The sequence below is a fragment of the Pseudomonas halotolerans genome (genome assembly GCF_039581215.1).
GTDB lineage: Bacteria > Pseudomonadota > Gammaproteobacteria > Pseudomonadales > Pseudomonadaceae > Aquipseudomonas > Aquipseudomonas tehranensis.
In genome coordinates, this window is sequence record NZ_JBCNTJ010000010.1 from 189,971 (window position 1) to 210,045 (window position 20,075).

10 protein-coding genes are annotated in these 20,075 nt (G+C 62.5%); 7 read left to right on the top strand and 3 right to left on the bottom strand.

Going from position 1 to position 20,075, the window contains the following annotated elements; translation table 11 throughout:
• Window positions 1–4 precede the first annotated feature (4 nt).
• Complete coding sequence (locus AAIS01_RS15790; protein WP_343469695.1) at window positions 5–7,840, bottom strand: retention module-containing protein; 7,836 nt, start codon at window positions 7,838–7,840, stop codon at window positions 5–7.
• A gap of 452 nt (window positions 7,841–8,292) precedes the next feature.
• Here AAIS01_RS15790 and AAIS01_RS15795 point away from each other — a divergent pair, with 452 nt between their 5' ends.
• The 3 genes from AAIS01_RS15795 to AAIS01_RS15805 all read left to right on the top strand — a co-directional run bounded on the left by AAIS01_RS15795 (window position 8,293) and on the right by AAIS01_RS15805 (window position 13,396).
• Window positions 8,293–9,651 carry a TolC family outer membrane protein gene (locus AAIS01_RS15795; protein WP_343469696.1) on the top strand — a complete coding sequence of 453 codons (1,359 nt, stop codon included), beginning with the start codon at window positions 8,293–8,295 and terminating at the stop codon, window positions 9,649–9,651.
• Between the two features lie 30 nt (window positions 9,652–9,681).
• Window positions 9,682–11,838: a type I secretion system permease/ATPase gene (locus AAIS01_RS15800; RefSeq protein ID WP_343469697.1), complete on the top strand. Its 2,157-nt coding sequence runs from the start codon at window positions 9,682–9,684 to the stop codon at window positions 11,836–11,838.
• A 193-nt stretch (window positions 11,839–12,031) separates the two neighbouring features.
• Entirely contained in the window at window positions 12,032–13,396 is a 1,365-nt protein-coding gene (locus tag AAIS01_RS15805) for an HlyD family type I secretion periplasmic adaptor subunit (protein WP_092397459.1), read from the top strand.
• Between the two features lie 148 nt (window positions 13,397–13,544).
• Here the strand turns inward: AAIS01_RS15805 and AAIS01_RS15810 are convergent, their stop codons facing one another.
• A complete protein-coding gene (locus tag AAIS01_RS15810; RefSeq protein WP_343469698.1) occupies window positions 13,545–14,141 on the bottom strand; it encodes a tRNA-uridine aminocarboxypropyltransferase in 597 nt (198 codons plus the stop codon).
• Between the two features lie 9 nt (window positions 14,142–14,150).
• Complete coding sequence (locus AAIS01_RS15815) at window positions 14,151–15,044, bottom strand: LysR family transcriptional regulator (protein ID WP_186658658.1); 894 nt, start codon at window positions 15,042–15,044, stop codon at window positions 14,151–14,153.
• 332 nt (window positions 15,045–15,376) lie between these two features.
• Between AAIS01_RS15815 and speB the strand changes: the two genes are divergently transcribed.
• From speB to AAIS01_RS15835, 4 genes are all read left to right on the top strand, one after another.
• A complete protein-coding gene (speB, locus tag AAIS01_RS15820; RefSeq protein WP_214913156.1) occupies window positions 15,377–16,327 on the top strand; it encodes an agmatinase in 951 nt (316 codons plus the stop codon).
• A 9-nt stretch (window positions 16,328–16,336) separates the two neighbouring features.
• A complete protein-coding gene (locus AAIS01_RS15825; protein ID WP_343469699.1) occupies window positions 16,337–16,762 on the top strand; it encodes a YybH family protein in 426 nt (141 codons plus the stop codon).
• A 52-nt stretch (window positions 16,763–16,814) separates the two neighbouring features.
• Window positions 16,815–18,359, top strand: coding sequence for a purine-cytosine permease family protein (locus tag AAIS01_RS15830; protein ID WP_343469706.1), 1,545 nt, complete (start codon window positions 16,815–16,817; stop codon window positions 18,357–18,359).
• 135 nt (window positions 18,360–18,494) lie between these two features.
• Window positions 18,495–19,883: a sodium:solute symporter family protein gene (locus AAIS01_RS15835; RefSeq protein WP_343469700.1), complete on the top strand. Its 1,389-nt coding sequence runs from the start codon at window positions 18,495–18,497 to the stop codon at window positions 19,881–19,883.
• Window positions 19,884–20,075 lie beyond the last annotated feature (192 nt).

The following is a 20,075-nucleotide window of genomic DNA, read 5'->3' on the forward strand; positions in this document are numbered from 1 at the left end:
CAGCTCACACCGTGTCCACCTTCAACGAGTGATCATTCAACATTCCGTTGATGATGGTCGCGGTATCCGCGCCCGCGATCATGCCGTCCACGCCCGGCGTGACGCCGTAGTAACTGGCGAGGTTGACGCCGGCCAGGTCGATGGTCTGGTTCGGCGCGGCGCCGGCCGTGGAGCTGACGTCGATGCTGGTGATGACCGACGCGCCGCTCCCGGTGACGCTGAAGTGCAGGTAATCATCCAGAGATGCGCTGCTGCCATTCTCCCCCAGCAATAGTTGCGACAGGTCGAGTTTGTCCAGGCCTGGGGTGAAGTCCGTGACCAAATCATGGCCGCTGTTGCCCGCCTGCCATTGAAAGGTATCGGCGCCGCTGCCACCGGTCAGGGTGTTGTTGCCCAGGCCACCGATCAACACGTCATCGCCGCCACCGCCATTGAGCACATCATCGCCCAGGCCGCCGTTGATGCGGTTGCTGGCGCCATCCCCGGTGAGGGTGTCGTTGAAGTTCGAGCCGACCAGGTTCTCGATGCCCGTCAACGTGTCGATACCGGCGCCCAAGGTGTTCTGCGCCGCCAACAGGCCCAGATTCACCGTGACGCCGGCACTGGCGTGGGCATAGCTGGCGGTGTCGTTGCCAGTGCCACCGTCGAGCAGGTCGTTGCCGGCGCCGCTGTAGAGCAAGTCGTTGCCCGCCTCGCCATGCAAGGCGTTGTTGCCCGAACCGGCGCTGAGGATGTCATTGCCATCGCCCGCGTTGAGGATGTTGTCGCCCTCACCGGCTATCAGCACGTCGTCTCCGGTCGTGCCCGTCAGGGTGTGGCCGGCCTGATAGCTGATGCCGACCGCCGCGCCGTCGCTGCCGCCGTGGTTGTCGCTGGCGGTGTAGCTGCCGTGGTAGTCCGGCGTGCTGTCTTGGGCGGCGGCGTAGTTGACGGTCAAGGTCAGTTGGTAGTTTTCCGCGCCGTTGGGGTTGCCGCCGCTGGCATTGGCGATGTTGGTGACGCGGATCTGGTAGTTGCCATCCGCCGCCGCAGTGAATGAGGCGCCGTCATTGATCGCAATGAAAGGCCCGCCGTTGAGCGAATACTCCATCGCAATCCGACCGGCCGAAAGGTTGTGATCCAGGGTGAGGGTTTCGCCTTGCTTGAGGCTGATATTGAGCCGGTCTTCATCGTTGGCGTTGTGGTTGGACACCATCCCCAGTGCACCGCTGGCCACCAGTACCGCGGTCATGGTCGCGGCATTGGCGACAAAGGCACCGCGGTTGAGGTTGATCGACTGCACATTGTTGCCGGTGAAGCTGGCCGTGCCGGTGCTGCCGGTAAAATCCCCGCCTTTGGCTGTCCATCCGGTATTGAAACTTGTGGGTGAGGCGGTGAGCGGATCACCGTTGGCATCACTGTCGTTGCCCAGCAGCATTTCTCCCGGGATCACGATGTTGCCCGACAGGACGTTGGTGATGATGTTGTCGTCGGCCGCCACGGGCGGGCTGTTGGGGAGAACCTTGACCACCAGGCTGGAACTGGCCAGGTCGCCGTCGTTGTCGCTGACGGTGTAGCCGATGGTCTCGGTGATCAATGTGCTGGTGGCGGTCTGGGAGGTGTAGCTGTACTCGCCGGTGTCGAGATTCACCAGCAGCGTGCCGTCGTGGTCGGTGGCGATGCTCAGGGTGTTGTCAGCAGTGTTGAAGGTGCCATGGTTGGCCCCGCCGCTGGCGGTCAGCGCACCCTGGCCACCGTTGGCGGTCGGGTCGTAGCTGTAGGTGGTGCCATCGACCACCAGGCTTTTGACAAACCCGCCGTCGGCGCCGAACGAGCCGCCCTCGCCCAGCAGGCTGCCAGTGACGGGCACACCTTGCACGGTGCCGGAGAGCACCGAGTTGAGCTGGTTCAGGTCGGTGACCAGCACCGCGTCGGTGTCGGTATGGGTACTGCCGTCGTAGGCCAGCGGGTCGAGGTGAGTGTCACTGACCCCGCCGCCCAGGCCGATGGCGTAGTTCTTGATGCCATTGGCGTCGAGAAACGCTTTCCACGCCGCTTCGTCCGCCGCATCGATCCCCTGGCCCGTAGTGGGCTTGCCGTCGGAGAAGAAGTAGCCAATGTTCTGTGCTCCGGTCAGTTGCCCCGAGGTGACAAACGCGGTCTTGGCCGCCGCCACCGCCGCATCGTAGTTGGTCCCTCCGCCCGCCGACAGGCCGGTGAGGAGCGACTTGGCGGTCGCCACGTCCACCCACACGGAAGTCTGGTCGGTGGCGCTGCTGCTGAAGGTCACGAGCTGGACTTTCACGTCCCCCAGATCATCGTATTTATCGAGCAAGGCACTGATGGCCTGTTTCGCCAGGTCCAGTTGCGAGAGCCCCGGCACACCAGAGGGGTCGACCATGCTCCCGGACACGTCGAGCACGATCAGCAGATTCGAGTCGATCTCCACCGCCGTCACCGAACGCTCGGACGCAACGGCCGTGGGCACGTCGTCGACGATGCTCACCACCAGGTTGCCGGTGACACTGTTGCCGAGGGCATCGGTGGCTTTATAGGTGAAGTTTTCGCTCAGAACGTTCGCGCCGTCGTTGGCGGCGGGCGCCGTCGTGACGGGCGACGTCAGGGTGTAGGTGTACGAGCCGTCAGGGTTGAGCAACAACTGGCCGTAGGCGCCGGTGGCGTTGCCCACCAGACTGAACGTCAGCGCACCACTGGCACCGGTCACCGAACCGACCAGGCTACCGCTGGCGGTTTCGCTGGTGGCGCTCGGGTCGCTGCCAGTGACGGTGCCGGGCGCCAGGTCCTGGCCGTCCTGCTTCAGGTCCAGGGCTTTTTCGTAGACGGTGATGTCCTGATCGGTTTCAGCGACGAGGCAGCTGTTGTAGACATCGATGGTGATGGTGGTAGTGCTTTCATCGCCGTCGGCATCGCGCACGGTGTAGGTGAATACGTCGGTGGCGCCCGGCGCGCCGACGGCGTCCGGGTTACTGTGGTAAACGGCGTTGCCATTGGTGTCCAGGGTCAGGTAGCCGTAGGTGCCATTGATCTGGGTGTTGAGACCACCCATTGCCGGGTTTGAGGTGTCGTTGCCGGCCCGTACGCCGATCACCGCGCCACCGTCGGCGCCAAGCACGTCGTTATCCAGCACGTTGCCGCTGACCGTGCCGCCCTCCACCACCGAGGCAGTATCACAATGAGCGCTGGGCACGTCGTCGACGATGTTGATGACGATGGTGCTGGTGACGGTATTACCCAGGGAATCGGTGGCCTGATAGGTGAAGCTCTCGCTCAACACGTTCGCGCCGTCGTTGGCGGCGGGCGCACTCGTGGCGGGCGAAGTCAGGGTGTAGGTGTACGAGCCGTCAGGGTTGAGCAACAACTGACCGTAGGCGCCGGTCGCGTTGCCCACCAGCGCAAACGTCACAGCGCCGACGGCACCGCTGACCGAGCCGACAAGGCTGCCCGTGGCTGTTTCGCCGGTGGCATTCGGCGCACTGCCAGTGACCGTGCCGGGGGCCAGGTCCTGGCCGTCCTGATTCAGGTCCAGGGCTTTCTCATAAACGCTGATTTCATCATCCGGTGTGGCGGTGAGGCAGCTGTTGTAGACATCGATGGTGATGGTGGTGGTGCTTTCATCGCCGTCAGCATCGCGCACGGTGTAGGTGAACACGTCGGTCGCACCGGGTTCACTGACGCTGTTCGGATGACTGTGGTAAACGGCATTGCCATTGGCGTCCAGCGTGAGATAGCCGTAGGTGCCGTTGATCTGGGTGTTGAGGCCACCTATGGCAGGGTTTGAGGTGTCGCCGCCGGCACGTACGCCGATCACCGCGCCACCGTCAGCGCCGAGCACGTCGTTGTCCAGCACATTGCCGTTGACCGTGCCGCCCTCCACTACCGAAGCCAAATCGGCGTGGGCGGTGGGTACGTCGTCAACGATGTTGATGACGATGGTGCTGGTGACGGTATTGCCCAGGGAATCGGTGGCTTGATAGGTAAAGCTTTCACTCAGGATATTCGGACCATCGTTGGCCGAAGGTGCGGTGGTGGCTGGCGAAGTCAGGGTGTAGGTGTACGAACCATCGGGGTTGAGCAGCAGTTGGCCGTAGGCCCCCGTAGCGTTGCCCACCAGAGCGAAGGTGACGGCGCCGATCGCACCTGTGACCGAACCGACCAGGCTACCGCTGGCGGTTTCAGTGCTAGCGTTCGGCGCACTGCCGGTGACGGTGCCAGGGGCCAGGTCCTGGCCGTCCTGATTCAGGTCGAGGGCTTTCTCGTAAACGCTGACTTCCTCGTCCGGTGTGGCGACAAGGCAGCTTTCGTAGACGTCGATGGTGATGGTGGTGGTGCTTTCATCGCCGTCGGCATCGCGCACGGTGTAGGTGAACACATCGGTGGCGCCCGGCGCACTGACGGTATTGGGGTTGCTGTGGTAAACGGCGTTGCCATTGGCGTCCAGGGTCAGGTAGCCGTAGGTGCCGTTAATCTGGGTGTTAAGCCCACCCACCGCCGAGGTTGACGTGTCGCTGCCAGCACGCACACCGATCACCGCGCCGCTTGCGGCGGGTCCGTCAGCACCGCCCACATCGTTGTTCAGGACGTTGCCGCTGACCGTTCCGCCTTCATCCACCGAGGCGGAGTCAGCATGGGCGGTGGGCAGATCATCAACGATGTTCACATCCAGGTTGCCGTTGGCCGTGGTGCCGTTGTCATCGGTGACCACCACGGCAAATTGCTCGCTCAGGCTGTTGGCGCCGTTGGCGTTTGCGTGGGCTTCGTTGTCCAGCAAGGTGTAGCTGTAGCTCACCACACCCGTGGCGGCGTTGAAGCCGGTGATGGTCAGCGTGTTGCCCAGCGCGGTGGTGATCGATTGCGGGAAGCCGGCGGCAACGCCACCCGTGACCACGTTGATACCGCCGACGCTCAAGGTCTGCACACCGTCCAGTGCGGTGATGGTGAAGGTGCCGCTTTGGGTCAGCGCCGGAGCATCCGGGCTGGTGCCGTCGCTGAGGTTTTTCTCCTGCAGATTCAGCTCGCCGCCTTCGGTGTCCAGGCCTTCGATGATCACCGGATCGTCGTTGTTGTGAACCTGCAATACCAGGTTGGCGGTGCTGGTATCGCCGTCGGCGTCGGTCAGGGTGTAGGTGAAGGTTTCAGTGCCGCTTCCGCCGCCGTTCAGGCCTTTGAAATCGGCGTCGGCGGTGTTCAGCGTGTAGGTGTAGGAGCCGTCAGCGTTGAGAACCAGCGTGCCGTAAGTGCCGGTAAACGTACCGGGCGTGATCGGGCCGGACGCCACCCGATCCGCGCCTTCGGTGTCGTTGGTCAGCACGCTGCCGGTCAGGGTCAGGCTGGTTTCCGAGGCGGTGCCGGCGTTGCTGTCGTCCACGGCTTGGGGCACATCATCAACGATGTTCACGTCCAGGTTGCCGTTGGCCGTGGTGCCGTTGTCATCGGTGACCACCACGGCAAATTGCTCGCTCAAGCTGTTGGCGCCGTTGGCGTTTGCGTGGGCTTCGTTGTCCAGCAAGGTGTAGCTGTAGCTCACCACACCCGTGGCGGCGTTGAAGCCGGTGATGGTCAGCGTGTTGCCCAGCGCGGTGGTGATCGATTGTGGGAAGCCGGCGGCAACGCCACCCGTGACCACGTTGATACCGCCGACGCTCAAGGTCTGCACACCGTCCAGTGCGGTGATGGTGAAGGTGCCGCTTTGGGTCAGCGCCGGAGCATCCGGGCTGGTGCCGTCGCTGAGGTTTTTCTCCTGCAGATTCAGCTCGCCACCTTCGGTGTCCAGGCCTTCGATGATCACCGGATCGTCGTTGTTGTGAACCTGTAATACCAGGTTGGCGGTGCTGGTGTCGCCGTCGGCGTCGGTCAGGGTGTAGGTGAAGGTTTCAGTGCCGTTGCCACCGCCGTTCAGGCCTTTGAAATCGGCGTCGGCGGTGTTCAGCGTGTAGGTGTAGGAGCCGTCAGCGTTGAGAACCAGCGTGCCGTAAGTGCCGGTAAACGTACCGGGCGTGATCGGCCCGGACGCCACCCGATCCGCGCCTTCGGTGTCGTTGGTCAGCACGCTGCCGGTCAGGGTCAGGCTGGTTTCCGAAGCGGTGCCGGCGTTGCTGTCGTCCACGGCTTGGGGCACATCATCAACGATGTTCACGTCCAGGTTGCCGTTGGCCGTGGTGCCGTTGTCATCGGTGACCATCACGGCAAATTGCTCGCTCAAGCTGTTGGCGCCGTTGGCGTTTGCGTGGGCTTCGTTGTCCAGCAAGGTGTAGCTGTAGCTCACCACACCCGTGGCGGCGTTGAAGCCGGTGATGGTCAGTGTGTTGCCCAAAGCGGTGGTGATCGATTGCGGGAAACCGGCGGCAACACCACCGCTGACGACGTTGATACCGCCGACGCTCAAGGTCTGCACACCGTCCAGTGCGGTGATGGTGAAGGTGCCGCTTTGGGTCAGCGCCGGAGCATCCGGGCTGGTGCCGTCGCTGAGGTTTTTCTCCTGCAGATTCAGCTCGCCGCCTTCGGTGTCCAGGCCTTCGATGATCACCGGATCGTCGTTGTTGTGCACCTGCAACACTAGGTTGGCGGTGCTGGTGTCGCCGTCGGCGTCGGTCAGGGTGTAGGTGAAGGTTTCAGTGCCACTTCCGCCGCCGTGCAACGCTATGAATTGCGGGTCACTGGTGTTGAGGGTGTAGGTGTACGTGCCGTTGGGGTTCAGCACCAGGGTGCCGTAAGTGCCGGTGAACGTACCGCCAATGATCGGCCCGCTGTCAGGACCGGTGGGGATGCGGTCGGCGCCTTGGTGATCGTTGGGCAAGACGTTGCCGGTGAGCGTGACAAGACTTTCCGATGCGGTACTGGCGTGGCTGTCGTCAATCGCCTGGGGCACATCGTCGGTGATGTTGACGTCCAGAGTCCCCGTGGCTGTGTCGCCATCGGTATCAATGGCCACGACCGGGAACTGCTCGCTGATGGTATTGGCCCCACCACCGGCGGGATGGGTTTCGTTGTCTGTCAGGGTATAGCTGTAGCTGACCACACCGGTCGCCGGGTTGTAACCGGTGATGGTCAACGTGTTGCCCAGCGCCGAGGTGATGGATTGGGGAAAGCCAGCGGGCACGCCGCCGGTGATCACACTGATGCCGCCGATGCTCAGGCTGCTCAATCCATCGGGCGCGGAAATGGTAAAGCTGCCGCTTTGCACCAGCGCGCCAGGATTGCTGGCGGAACCGTCAGACAGGTTCGCCTCATTGGCGGTCAATTCACCGCCATCCACGGTCAAGCCATCAAGGGTGACCGGGTTGTCCGGGGTTTCAGGGTCTACCGGTGGCACGATTGCATCGTCGCCGCCGTCATCCGCATCACCGGCCAGACGCAGTTCTGGAAACTCGGGTATCCCGTTGAACCCGGCGGTGGGGAAACCGATCAGCGGGTCAACCTCCCCGCCGACTTCTTCCAGCAACACAAAACTGTGCCCGCCGCCCACGCCCCCCGGATTACCGCCCTCGGCACCTGCCGCCGTGGCTTCGCCGGTCTGGGTCGGGTCGGCGCCGGCGGCGATGGCTTGTTGCAGTTTTTGTACATCGGTCAGTTGCGCATCGCTGGGGGTAGTCGCCTCAGGCGTGTCGCCAGCAGAGGCCTGGTTGGCGAGCAATTGCGGGCTCAGCGTCAGGTCACTTCCGCGGCCCAAGGTCAATTCCTTGCCGTTTTGCAACTGCACAGCCACCGCCCCTTCGGCCCCGGTGATCAGGTGCTCGCCGGCATAGAGCCGATCACCTTCAACCAGAGGTCGCCGCAGACCGCCGACGGCTTCTGCGAAAACCTGTCCTACCACCTTGCTGACGGTACCGATGAGCGCTGCCATGTGCATTCCTCCGTTGCCAACCGCAGTCGGCACCTGTTTGGGTGAAGAGTTGGCGCTCCGGTTGGCAGCCAGGAAATCTGGAAAATCTGCCAGCTTTGGTGGACGCAAAAGGCGCTAGCTATTCGCCACAATGACAAAAAACCGTCACTTAAAACCGCCTTGCAAATCGTCCTTTTCAGCACCTCTTCACATCGTTTCAAATTGATGATGGAACTTTATTGACGCCCAAAATCCGTCAGGACCCGCAGATTCAAAGGCTTTCGCTTTGAACAATGTGCTGCTTTTTTCCAAGCACATAAGTTTTTTTTGGCATAAGCGTTATGAGAAATTCTTCTTAGGTTTTGCGCAGGATGTTCTTAGCTGTGTTGTTACAAGCTTGAAACGGTTTTGATCTTAAATACGTCAATATATTGGCGACAGCGAAGTACAACAGACCTCAGGAGATGCACCCCATGCGCGTTCTTTCCCCCCTCTGCAGCGCGGTTTTGCTGGCCATGGCCTGCTCTTCTTCTGCGCAGGCCATGTCGTTGACCGAAGCGATCCAGAGCACCATTGCGACTCACCCGGAATTGGCACAACGGGTCGATAGCCGTCTGTCGGCCAACGAAGACGTCAAAGTCGCCAGAGGAGGGTTCTTCCCCTCGGTGGATTTGAATGCCGGCTACGGGCGGGGCTACAGCGACAACACCAATACCCGAGCGCTGGGCAATCACCGCACCAATATCCTGACTTACACCCAGTCGGAACTGCGCCTGCGGCAGATGCTGTTTGACGGGTTCAACACCGCCAATGAAGTGGAACGCACCAAAGGCGTGGTCAATTCCCGGGCCTACTACGCCCAAGGCACCGCCCAGGATCTGGCGCTGCGCACCATTGAGGTTTACCTGGAAGTGCTCAAGCGTCGCGAGCTGGTGACCCTGGCCAAGAACAACTTGCAGGCCCACCTGCGGGTCAACGACCAGATCGGCCTGCGTACCGAGCGTGGCGTGGGCAGTACCGCCGACTCCGATCAGTCCAATGCTCGCCGGGCCCTGGCGGAAAACAATTACGACACCGCCCAGGTCGACCTGGCCGACGCCGAGGCCAACTTCTACAGCGTGGTCGGGCGCATGCCCGATGAGCTGGAAACCCCGCCCTCGACCAAAGGCGAGATGCCCGCTGACCTGCGCGAAGCCCAGCAAAGCATGGTGGATAACAACCCCTACCTGAAATCGGCCCAGGCCGACGTGCAGTCCGCCGAAAGCCAGTATGAAGTGGCCAAGTCGCCGTTCTATCCGCGTTTCGACGCCGAGGCGGCGGTGGGCGCCAATAACAACCTCGGTGGCGAAGAAGGCCACGACAACAACTGGCGGGTCGGTGTGGTGATGAACTACAACCTGTTCCGCGGCGGCAGCGACAAGGCGCGGTTGGCGTCCAATGCTCACCAGATCAACCAGGCCATGGACATCCGCAACAACGCCCTGCGCCAGCTCAACGAAGACACGCGCCTGGCCTGGAACGCGATGCTCAACGCCCGCAAGCAGACCCCGACCGCCCGGGAATACGCCGAAACCACCTCCCGTGTACGCGCCGCCTATCAAGATCAGTTCGGTCTCGGCCAGCGGACCCTGCTCGATGTGCTCGACAGCGAAAACGAGTTGTACAACGCCAACCGTCGCTACACCGAAGTGCGCTACACCGAGGAATACTCGATGTATCGGGTATTGGCGAACATGGGCCAGTTGTTGAGCAAACAGCGGGTGGTGCTGCCGGCCGACGCGGTCGCCCAGACCGAAGTCAAAAACGAAGCGCGGCTGCCCGAACTGAAGTAGGCCCCCTCCAAAAAAATGGGAGCGATCAATGTGACCACGATGGAACCGGTAATCCCCGCCGATCCGCGGCTGAATTTCGATGATCCGTTGCTGGACGGTCTGTTGATCCTCTGCAAACTCCATGGCGCGACAGTCAGCCGCGCCAGCCTTGGCGCCGGGCTTCCAATGGCGCACCAACGCTTGAGCCTGGACCTGCTGCCACGCGCAGCGGCCCGGGCCAGTTTGCAGGCGCGTCTGCTACGCCGCGACCTGGCCGATATTTCGCCACTCAACCTGCCGGTGATGCTGATTCTGGCCGGTGGCCGCTGCGCCGTGTTGCGACGCTGGGGCGAGGACGGCCAGGCGCTGATCCTGCCCAGCGAAGCCGATGGCGGCGAGCAGTGGGTCAGCCGCGACGAACTGAGCGCCGTCTACAGCGGCCAGGCGTTGTTCGCCCGGCCGCGCCATGAACTCGAAGACCTGCGCGCGCCCTTGGTTCCACGGGTCGAAGCGTGGTTTCGCGACACCTTGAAACTGTCGCGCTGGTTGTACAGCGACGCGATCCTGGCGAGTTTCCTGATCAACCTGCTGGGGCTGATGGTGCCGCTGTTCGTCATGCAGACCTACGACCGCGTGGTGCCGAACCAGGCCACGTCGACTTTGTGGGTGCTGGCCGTGGGGCTGTTGATCGGCACCGGTTTCGAACTGGTGTTGCGCGTGGTGCGCGCCCATCTGCTGGACACCGCCGGCAAGAAGACCGACGTGATCCTCTCCGCCACCCTGTTCGAACGCATCACCGGCATGGCGATGAAGGCCAAACCGGTCACCATCGGCGGCTTCGCCCAAAGCATCCATGATTTCCAGGGACTGCGCGAATTCCTCACCGCCGTCACCCTCACCAGCCTGATCGACCTGCCCTTCGCCGTGCTGATGCTGGTGGTGATCGGCCTGCTGGGCGGCTGGCTGGTGGTGATTCCGGTGGTGGCTTTTCCGCTCACCATTATTTTCGCAATGATCATCCAGGCACGCCTGCGCGACACCGTGCAAAAAAGCCTGGCATTGGGCGCCCAGCGTCAGGCATTGCTGATTGAAACCCTCGGCGGCCTGGAAACCCTCAAGGCCTGCAGTGCCGAGAGCGAGCGCCAGCATCAATGGGAAAGCACCCACGGTGCCCTCACCCGCCTGGACAGCCACGCGCGCAGCCTCTCGGCGCTGGCCACCAACGGCACGCTGTTCCTGCAACAACTGGCCGGCATGGCGACCATCGTCGCCGGGGTCTACAGCATCATCGCCGGCAACCTCAGCGTCGGCGCGCTGGTGGCGACCTACATGCTCGGCAGCCGGGTGCTGGCGCCGCTGGGGCAGATCGCCGGGCTGATCACCCGTTACCAGCAAGCCCAGCTCACCATGCGCAGCACCGATGCGCTGATGGCGCTGCCCCAGGAGCGCGATGCCAAACAACGGCCGCTGGATCGCACCCAGTTGCAGGGCGCGCTGGACGTCAGCGGCGTGACCTTCCATTACGACGGCCAAAACGCCCCGGCGCTGGCAAAGGTGAGTTTCAGCCTCAAGCCCGGCGAACGGGTCGGGATCATCGGTCGCAGTGGCTCGGGCAAAAGCACCCTGGCGCGCCTGGTGATGGGGTTTTATGAGCCGCAGGAAGGTCAGTTGCTGCTCGATGGGCTGGACCTGCGGCAACTGGACGTGGCGGACCTGCGCCAGCAGATCGGCTATGTCGCCCATGACCTGCCGCTGCTGGCCGGCAGCCTGCGCGACAACCTCACCCTCGGCGCCCGCTACATCAGCGATGCACGCATGCTGGAAGTGGCGGAACTGACCGGCGTCACCGAACTGGCCCGCCAGCATCCCCAGGGCTTCGACCGCCCGGTAGGCGAACGCGGGCAGTTGCTCTCCGGTGGGCAGCGCCAGGCCGTGCTACTGGCCCGCGCCCTGTTGCTCGACCCGCCGATCCTGCTGCTGGACGAACCCACCAGCGCCATGGACAACAGCAGCGAAGACGTGTTGCGGCAAAAGCTCCATACCCATGTGCAGGGCAAGACGGTGCTGCTGGTGACCCACCGCACGTCGATGCTCAGCCTGGTGGATCGGTTGGTGGTGCTGGATAACGGCCGGATTGTGGCCGATGGGCCGAAGGAAGCGGTGATTGACGCACTGCGCAAAGGGCGGGTGGGGTCTGCTGCGGTTTAACAGCCCACACAACACCTGTGGCGAGGGGATTTATCCCCGCTGGGCTGCGAAGCAGCCCTAACCCTGACACCTCGGTGTATCAGACAGATTGAGTTGACTGTCTTGGGGCCGCTTCGCAGCCCAGCGGGGATAAATCCCCTCGCCACAAAAGCAGCACCTAGCTCTATTTCACTTAACCGACGGGTATCGCATCATGTCTGCTCAAACACCCGATTCAGCGGCCCGAAGCTATTTCGGCAGTTTCAGCAAAAGCGCTGAAAGCGAGTTCATGCCGGAAACCGCCGGTGCCGCGCTGCAGGATTCACCACGGCGCTCGCGGGTCACCGTGTGGCTGGCGGCCGGGTTGATCATCACCGCACTGGTGTGGGCCAAGCTGGCAGTCTTGCAGGAAGTCACCACCGGCGAAGGCAAGGCCATTCCCTCGAGCAAGATTCAAGTGATCCAGAACCTGGAGGGCGGCATCGTCACCGAGATTTTCGTGCGCGAAGGCCAGATGGTGAACAAGGGCGACACCCTGCTGCGCCTGGACGACACGCGGTTTCTATCGAACAAGGGCGAAAGCGAGGCTGATCGTTATGCGCTGACCGCCCAGGTCGAACGCTTGTCGGCCGAAGCCGAAGGCCGGCCTTTCCAGCTTTCCGCTGAAGTCATCAGCAAGGCCCCGCAAGTGGCCGAGGACGAACGCTCGCTGTATGAACAACGGCAGCGGCGCCTGGCCAGCGAACAGCGGACGCTGACTGAACAGCTGCGGCAGAAAACCCAGGAACTGGCGGAGTTTCGCTCCAAGCAGGGCCAGTTCAGTTCCAGCCTGGCCTTGCTGCAAGAGGAGATGAACATGTCAGCGCCGCTGGTGCGCACCGGGGCCGTGTCGCCGGTGGAAATCCTGCGGCTCAAACGCAGCGCGGTGGAAATCCGTGGCTCGCTCAACGCCACGACCCTGGCGATTCCTCGGGCCGAATCGGCGATCAACGAGATCAAGAGCAAGATCGACGAATCGGAACAATCCTTCCGCTCCGAAGCGGCCAAGGAGCTCAATGAGAAACGCACGGAGTTGTCAAAAATCACCGCTTCGAGCATTGCCATCGACGACCGCGTGACCCGCACCACCGTGGTCTCGCCGGTACATGGGGTGATCAAGCAACTCAAGGTCAACACCATCGGCGGCGTAGTGCAGCCGGGCAGCGACATGGCCGAAATCGTGCCGCTGGAAGACAACCTGCTGATCGAAGCCAAGGTCCGCCCCCAAGACGTAGCCTTCCTGCATCCGGGCCAGAAAGCCATGGTCAAGTTCAGCGCCTACGATTACACGATCTACGGCGGAATGAGCGCCAGGCTCGAACTGATCGGCGCCGACACCATCACCGATGACAAGGGCAACAGCTTCTATCTGATCCAGGTGCGCACCGATAAAAACCACTTGGGCGGCGATGCCAAACCGTTGTTGATCATTCCAGGGATGGTGGCGACGGTGGACATCATTACCGGGGAGAAGAGTGTGCTGGATTACTTGCTCAAGCCGGTGTTGAAAGCGCGGACTGAGGCGATGCGCGAGCGCTGATTTTTGCTGGGATATGCGGTGATTGAGCGGCCGTCTTCGCGAGCAAGCCCGCTCCCACAATGGATCTGTGACGAATACAAATTTCGCGGCCGCAGGAGATCACCTGTGGGAGCGGGCTTGCTCGCGAAGAGGCCAGCGAAGACACCCCTTATTTCTGAGCATGGTTACGCTGGAAGGTCTGCTCCCCCATCGCCGCAATCTGCCCCTCGATCAACGCCTCGAACGGCCTCAGCAACGGCTCAAAGCTTGTCGGCGCCTCAAGGGTCTGCAGCGCCTGGACAACCGCTTCCACGGTCGACAACGCCCCCGGCCCTGGTGCCTTGCGCAAGCGGTAGCGGGACACGCCGTCCGCAGCCAGCGTCACCCTCGGCAGCGCCGCCAACAGAGGGTTGAGGTGCAGCAACTTGCGCGCCTTGCGCCAGGTGCCGTCCGGCACGACCAACAGCAGCGGATCGTCAGACGGCGCATACGCGTGCATGGGCTGCGCCTCTTCACCGGGAAACAACAGCCGCGCCTGATAACCCGGTTGATTGAGCAACCCAGGCAAATCCTCGAACACCTCCCCCACGATCAACTCGGCATTATTGAGCCCCAGCACCGCCAGTCGCGCGGTGTTCAGGGCATGATTCACCTCGCTGGGATGCTGCAACAACAGCACCCGGGTGCGGCTGTCGAGGCTGGGGATCAGCGGGCACAGGCAATGGCTTTGCGGCCTGTGGCAGCGCGGACAATGAATTCTGGACATGACGGCACCTCAGGCCTGGTTGAGCTGCGCTTTGAGCAGGTCACGAAACGTCTGGATCAGCGGCTCTCGGCTGCGGCCACGGCGCACGATCATCGAAAACGGTGCCTGATAACCAAAAGTGGCCGGCAGCAACACGCGCAAATCGCCCTTGTCCACCCAGGCCTGAGCGTAGTGTTCGGGCAGATAGCCGACGTAGGCGCCGGACAATACCAGGATCAACTGCGCCTCCATGCTCTCCACCGTCGCCGCGCTGTGCTTGAAGCCGTGGCGGGCCAGTTCGGCCTGGCTCCAGTAACCGCGTCCGACCATGCGTTGTTGGGTGATGACTTGCTCGGGAATACGCCGTTCGTTGAACAATGGGTGACGATTGCTGCAGTACAACCAGTGCTGCTCACGGTACAGCGGCATGTAGACCAACCCGCTCATGCGCGTGGAAAACGCGCCGATGGCCAGGTCCAGGCGGTTGTCCTGCACACCGAGTTGCAGCTCGTACGGGCTCATGACCGACAGGTGCAGGTGCACCGCCGGATGCTCCTGGCTGTAGGCACCGATGGCTTCGGCGAACGGCAGGGCTGTGTCGCTGACAGTGGAGTCGATCACCCCCAGGTTCAGCGTGCCGCGCAACTCGCCCTTCAGCGCCGCGGCGTATTGCTCGAACCCTTCAAGCTCGCCCAACAGACGCAGGGTCTCCTGGTGGAACAACTCACCCTTGCTGGTCAGGCTGAACCCACCCCGCCCACGATGACACAGCACCAGGCCCAGGGCTGATTCGAGCTGGCTCATGTAGGTGCTGATGGCCGACGTGGAGAGGTTGAGCTCATGCTGGGCATTGGCGAACCCCTGGTGCCGAACCACGCTGACGAAAATGCGCAGCAGTTTCAGGTCGGGTAGAGCGTTGGCCATTGGGGGTCTCCATACAGGCGGGTCACTGCACATTTGTGGCGAGGGGATTTATCCCCGCTGGGCTGCGAAGCAGCCCCAATATCATTTTCCTGACACACCGGGCTTTCAAATTTTAGGGCCGCTTCGCGCCCCAGCGGGGATAAATCCCCTCGCCACAGGGGCCACTACTTCCCAATCCAAACAGGGGGACTGCGCTGACGCGAAGTCTATCGCCCCGCCCGCCATTAGTTTAGAAAAATCTGAACTAAGTATTTGCCCCCAGCGATTCTTCACGCCAGCGGCTTTTCGCAGAATCGGCCCCTGACAAATAAAACAACGATGAGGCCCTACCCGTGGACAAGATTCTTCACCAACCACTGGGCGGCAACGAAATGCCGCGCTTCGGCGGCATCGCCACCATGATGCGACTCCCCCATCTGCCCACGGCTGCCGGCCTGGACGCTGCTTTCGTCGGCGTGCCGCTGGACATCGGCACCTCTCTGCGCGCCGGCACCCGTTTCGGGCCCCGCGAGATCCGCGCTGAATCGGTGATGATCCGTCCCTACAACATGGCCACCGGTGCCGCGCCGTTCGACTCGTTGTCGGTGGCCGATATCGGTGATGTGCCGATCAACACCTTCAATCTGCTGGACGCCGTGCGGATCATCGAAGAGTCGTACCACAAGATTCTGGAACACAATGTTATTCCTCTGACCCTGGGCGGCGATCACACCATCACCCTGCCAATCCTGCGGGCCATCCACAAGAAACACGGCAAGGTCGGCCTGGTGCACATCGACGCCCATGCCGATGTGAACGATCACATGTTCGGTGAGAAAATCGCCCACGGCACCACCTTCCGCCGCGCCGTGGAAGAAGGCTTGCTCGATTGCGACCGCGTGGTGCAAATCGGCCTGCGGGCCCAGGGCTACACCGCCGATGACTTCAACTGGAGCCGCAACCAGGGTTTCCGCGTCGTCCAGGCCGAAGAGTGCTGGCACAAATCCCTCGCACCGTTGATGGCTGAAGTGCGCGAGAAAGTTGGCGGCGGCCCGGTGTACCTGAGCTTCGACATCGATGGCATCGACCCGGCTTGGGCGCCCGGGACCGGCACCCCGGAAATCGGCGGCCTGACCACCATCCAAGCCATCGAAATCGTGCGTGGCTGCCAGGGCCTGGACCTGGTCGGTTGCGATCTGGTAGAAGTCTCGCCGCCTTACGACACCACCGGCAACACCTCGCTGCTGGGCGCCAATCTGCTGTACGAGATGCTCTGCGTACTGCCCGGCGTGGTTCATCGCTGAGGCGCGGTCATGAACGATCAGGATCAAGTGCTCAAGGCCGTTGCCAACCTGGTGTCGGCCTTCGCCCGCAATGACCGTGACGCCTACTTCGGCGCCTTCACACCCGACGCGAGTTTCGTGTTCTACACCCTCGAACAGCCTCTGCTGTCGCGCGATGCCTACCAGGCGTTGTGGGATCGCTGGCGGTCCGAGGATGGCTTCGAGGTGCTGTCGTGTACCTCGAGCAACGCCTTCGTCAGCCTGCAAGGAGACGTGGCGATTTTCATCCATGACGTGGCCACCGAGTTGCGCATGCAAGGGGAGCGACACTTTAGCCAGGAGCGCGAAACCATCCTGTTGCGCAAACAGGACGGACGCACACAAGAACAACAGGGCCTATGGCTGGCCTGCCATGAACATTTGTCCGCGATGCCGGAAGGGCTGCCACCCCCTTAGCCAAACAGGCGACGCCTCACACTCGATGAGCGCGCCTTTATGATCGGAGCAGATCATGCATAACAATAACGACAACAGCCTTACGCAAATCGAAACCAACGGGGTCGAACAGATCCCGGACCATGAACGGACCGCTGGCCCGACGGATCTGTTTCGCCTGATCTTCGGCGGTGCCAATACCTTCGCCACCGCCGTGCTCGGCAGTTTCCCGGTGCTGTTCGGCCTCTCGTTCCAGGCCGGGGTCTGGGCGATTGTGCTGGGGGTGGTAGTCGGTTCGATCATCCTCGCGCCCATGGGGCTGTTCGGCCCGCTCAACGGCACCAACAACGCGGTGTCCTCCGGGGCGCATTTCGGCGTACACGGGCGGATCGTTGGCTCGTTCCTGTCGCTGCTGACGGCCATTGCGTTCTTCTCCCTGTCGGTGTGGAGTTCGGGCGATGCGTTGATCGGTGGCGCCAAGCGCTTGATCGGTCTGCCGGAAACCGACCTAAGCCTGGGCCTGGCCTACGGCCTGTTCGCCCTGCTGGTATTGACGGTGTGCATCTACGGCTTTCGCTTCATGTTGTGGGTCAACCGCATCGCCGTTTGGGCCGCCAGCCTGTTGTTTCTGCTCGGTATCTTTGCCTTTGCACCCAACTTCGACAGCCAGTTCGCCGGCACCGTCGGCCTCGGCCAGCCAGGTTTCTGGGCGGCGTTCATCGGCGCGGCACTGGTGGCCATGAGCAACCCGATTTCCTTCGGCGCGTTCCTGGGTGACTGGTCGCGCTACATTCCGCGCAGCACGCCCAAGCGGCGCATCATGCTGGCGGTGATCGCCGCGCAACTGGCGACGCTGATCCCGTTCCTGTTCGGCCTTGCCACGGCCACCATCGTGGCGATCAAGGCACCGGACTACATCGCGGCCAACAACTACGTGGGCGGCCTGCTGGCGGTTTCGCCGGGCTGGTTCTTCCTGCCGGTGTGCCTGATCGCGGTGATCGGCGGCATGTCCACTGGCACCACGTCGCTGTATGGCACCGGGCTGGACATGTCCAGCGTGTTCCCTCGAGTTCTGTCGCGGGTCAAGGCAACGCTGCTGATCGGCGTGCTGTCGATTGCCTTCATCTTCATCGGGCGCTTCGCCGCCAACCTGGTGCAAAGCGTATCGACCTTCGCCGTGCTGATCATCACCTGCACCACGCCATGGATGGTGATCATGATCATCGGCCTGCTGGTGCGCCGCGGCTTCTACTGCCCGGATGACCTGCAAGTGTTCACCCGTGGTGAAACCGGCGGGCGCTACTGGTTCAGCCACGGTTGGAACTGGCGCGGCCTGGGGGCCTGGATTCCCAGCGCGCTGGTGGGGCTGTGCTTCGTCAACCTGCCCGGGCAGTTCGTCGGACCGCTGGGTGAGCTGGCCGGCGGCATCGACATCGGCCTGCCGGTGACCCTGGGCCTGGCCTCGGTGATTTACCTGGTGCTGCTTGGGTTGTTTCCGGAGCCGGCGACGGTGTATGGGCCGGATGATCCGCGTAGCAAGGGTTCGGTCTCACCGAGCGCTGAACCTGTGGCGAGGGGATTTATTCCCGCCGGAGCGCGCAGCGCTCCCAAACCCTGACACCTCGGTGTGCCAGCCAGATTGAGTTGACTATTTTGGGGCTGCTTCGCAGCCCAACGGGGATGAATCCCCTCGCCACAAGGGCATCACTCATCCCGACCTCACTATAAAAAAGACAATCGGAGACACGCCATCATGGCTTTGGATTTAATCGTCGTTCTCATCTATGCCACCGGCATGATCGCTCTGGGCTGGTACGGCATGCGTCGCGCCAAGACCCGTGACGACTACCTGGTCGCCGGGCGCAACCTCGGCCCGGGCTTTTACCTGGGCACGATGGCGGCCACCGTCCTGGGCGGTGCCTCCACCATCGGCACCGTGCGCCTGGGCTACGTCCATGGTATTTCCGGTTTCTGGCTGTGCGGCGCCATCGGCCTGGGCATCGTCGGCTTGAGCCTGTTTCTCGCCAAGCCGTTGCTCAAACTCAAGATCTACACCGTGACCCAAGTGCTGGAGCGCCGCTACAACCCGGCCGCGCGCCACGCCAGTGCGCTGATCATGCTGGTTTATGCGTTGATGATCGGTGCGACCTCGACCATCGCCATTGGCACGGTGATGCAGGTGTTGTTCGGCCTGCCGTTCTGGGCCTCGATCCTGGTGGGCGGCGGCGTGGTGGTGCTGTATTCCACCATCGGCGGCATGTGGTCGCTGACCCTCACCGACATCGTGCAGTTCTTGATCATGACCGTCGGCCTGGTGTTCCTGCTGATGCCGATGTCCATCAGCGATGCAGGCGGCTGGGACGCGATGGTGGCGGCCTTGCCGGCCAGCTATTTCGATTTCACCGCGATTGGCTGGGACACCATCCTCACCTACTTCCTGATCTACTTCTTCGGCATCTTCATTGGCCAGGATATCTGGCAGCGGGTGTTCACCGCCCGTAGCGAAGGCGTGGCGAAAGTGGCCGGTACCGCCGCGGGTCTGTACTGCGTGCTGTACGGTCTGGCCGGGGCATTGATCGGCATGGCCGCCAAGGTATTGCTGCCGGACCTGGACAATGTCAACAACGCCTTTGCCAGCGTCGTTCAGACCAGCCTGCCCAACGGCATTCGCGGGCTGGTGATCGCCGCGGCCCTGGCAGCCTTGATGTCCACCGCTGCGGCCGGCCTGCTGGCAGCCTCCACCACCGTGGTCCAGGACCTGCTGCCGCGTCTGCGCCAGGGCCGTGAAGGCGGCAATGGCGATGTCCACGAGAACCGCATCGCGACCCTGCTGCTGGGCGTAGTGGTGTTGGGCATCGCCCTGGTGGTGAGCGATGTGATCAGTGCCCTGACCCTGGCCTACAACCTGTTGGTGGGCGGCATGTTGATCCCGCTGATCGGCGCCATCTACTGGAAACGCGCCACCACGGCCGGCGCGATCACCAGCATGTCTCTGGGCTTTCTCACTGCGCTGTTCTTCATGATCAAGGACGGCCTGGATGCCAACACGCCGATCTACTACAGCCTGAGCGTGGCGCTGGTGAGTTTTGTGCTGGTGAGTCTGTTGTCGCCACGGTCGAAGGTGATGGCCAAGGCGGTCTGAAAGCAGTTTTTCTTCGAGGGTGTGGCGTCGGTGGCCACACCTTTTTTTGCCCTTTTGTATCGCTCAGTTCCGGACGATGAAAACCCTGTGGGAGCGAGCCTGCTCGCGATAGCGGTGTATCAGTCAATATTAATGGCCTACCACACCCTGGAACACACCAGCCGCCAACTGCAATCCCCGCTCTGGGGCCTG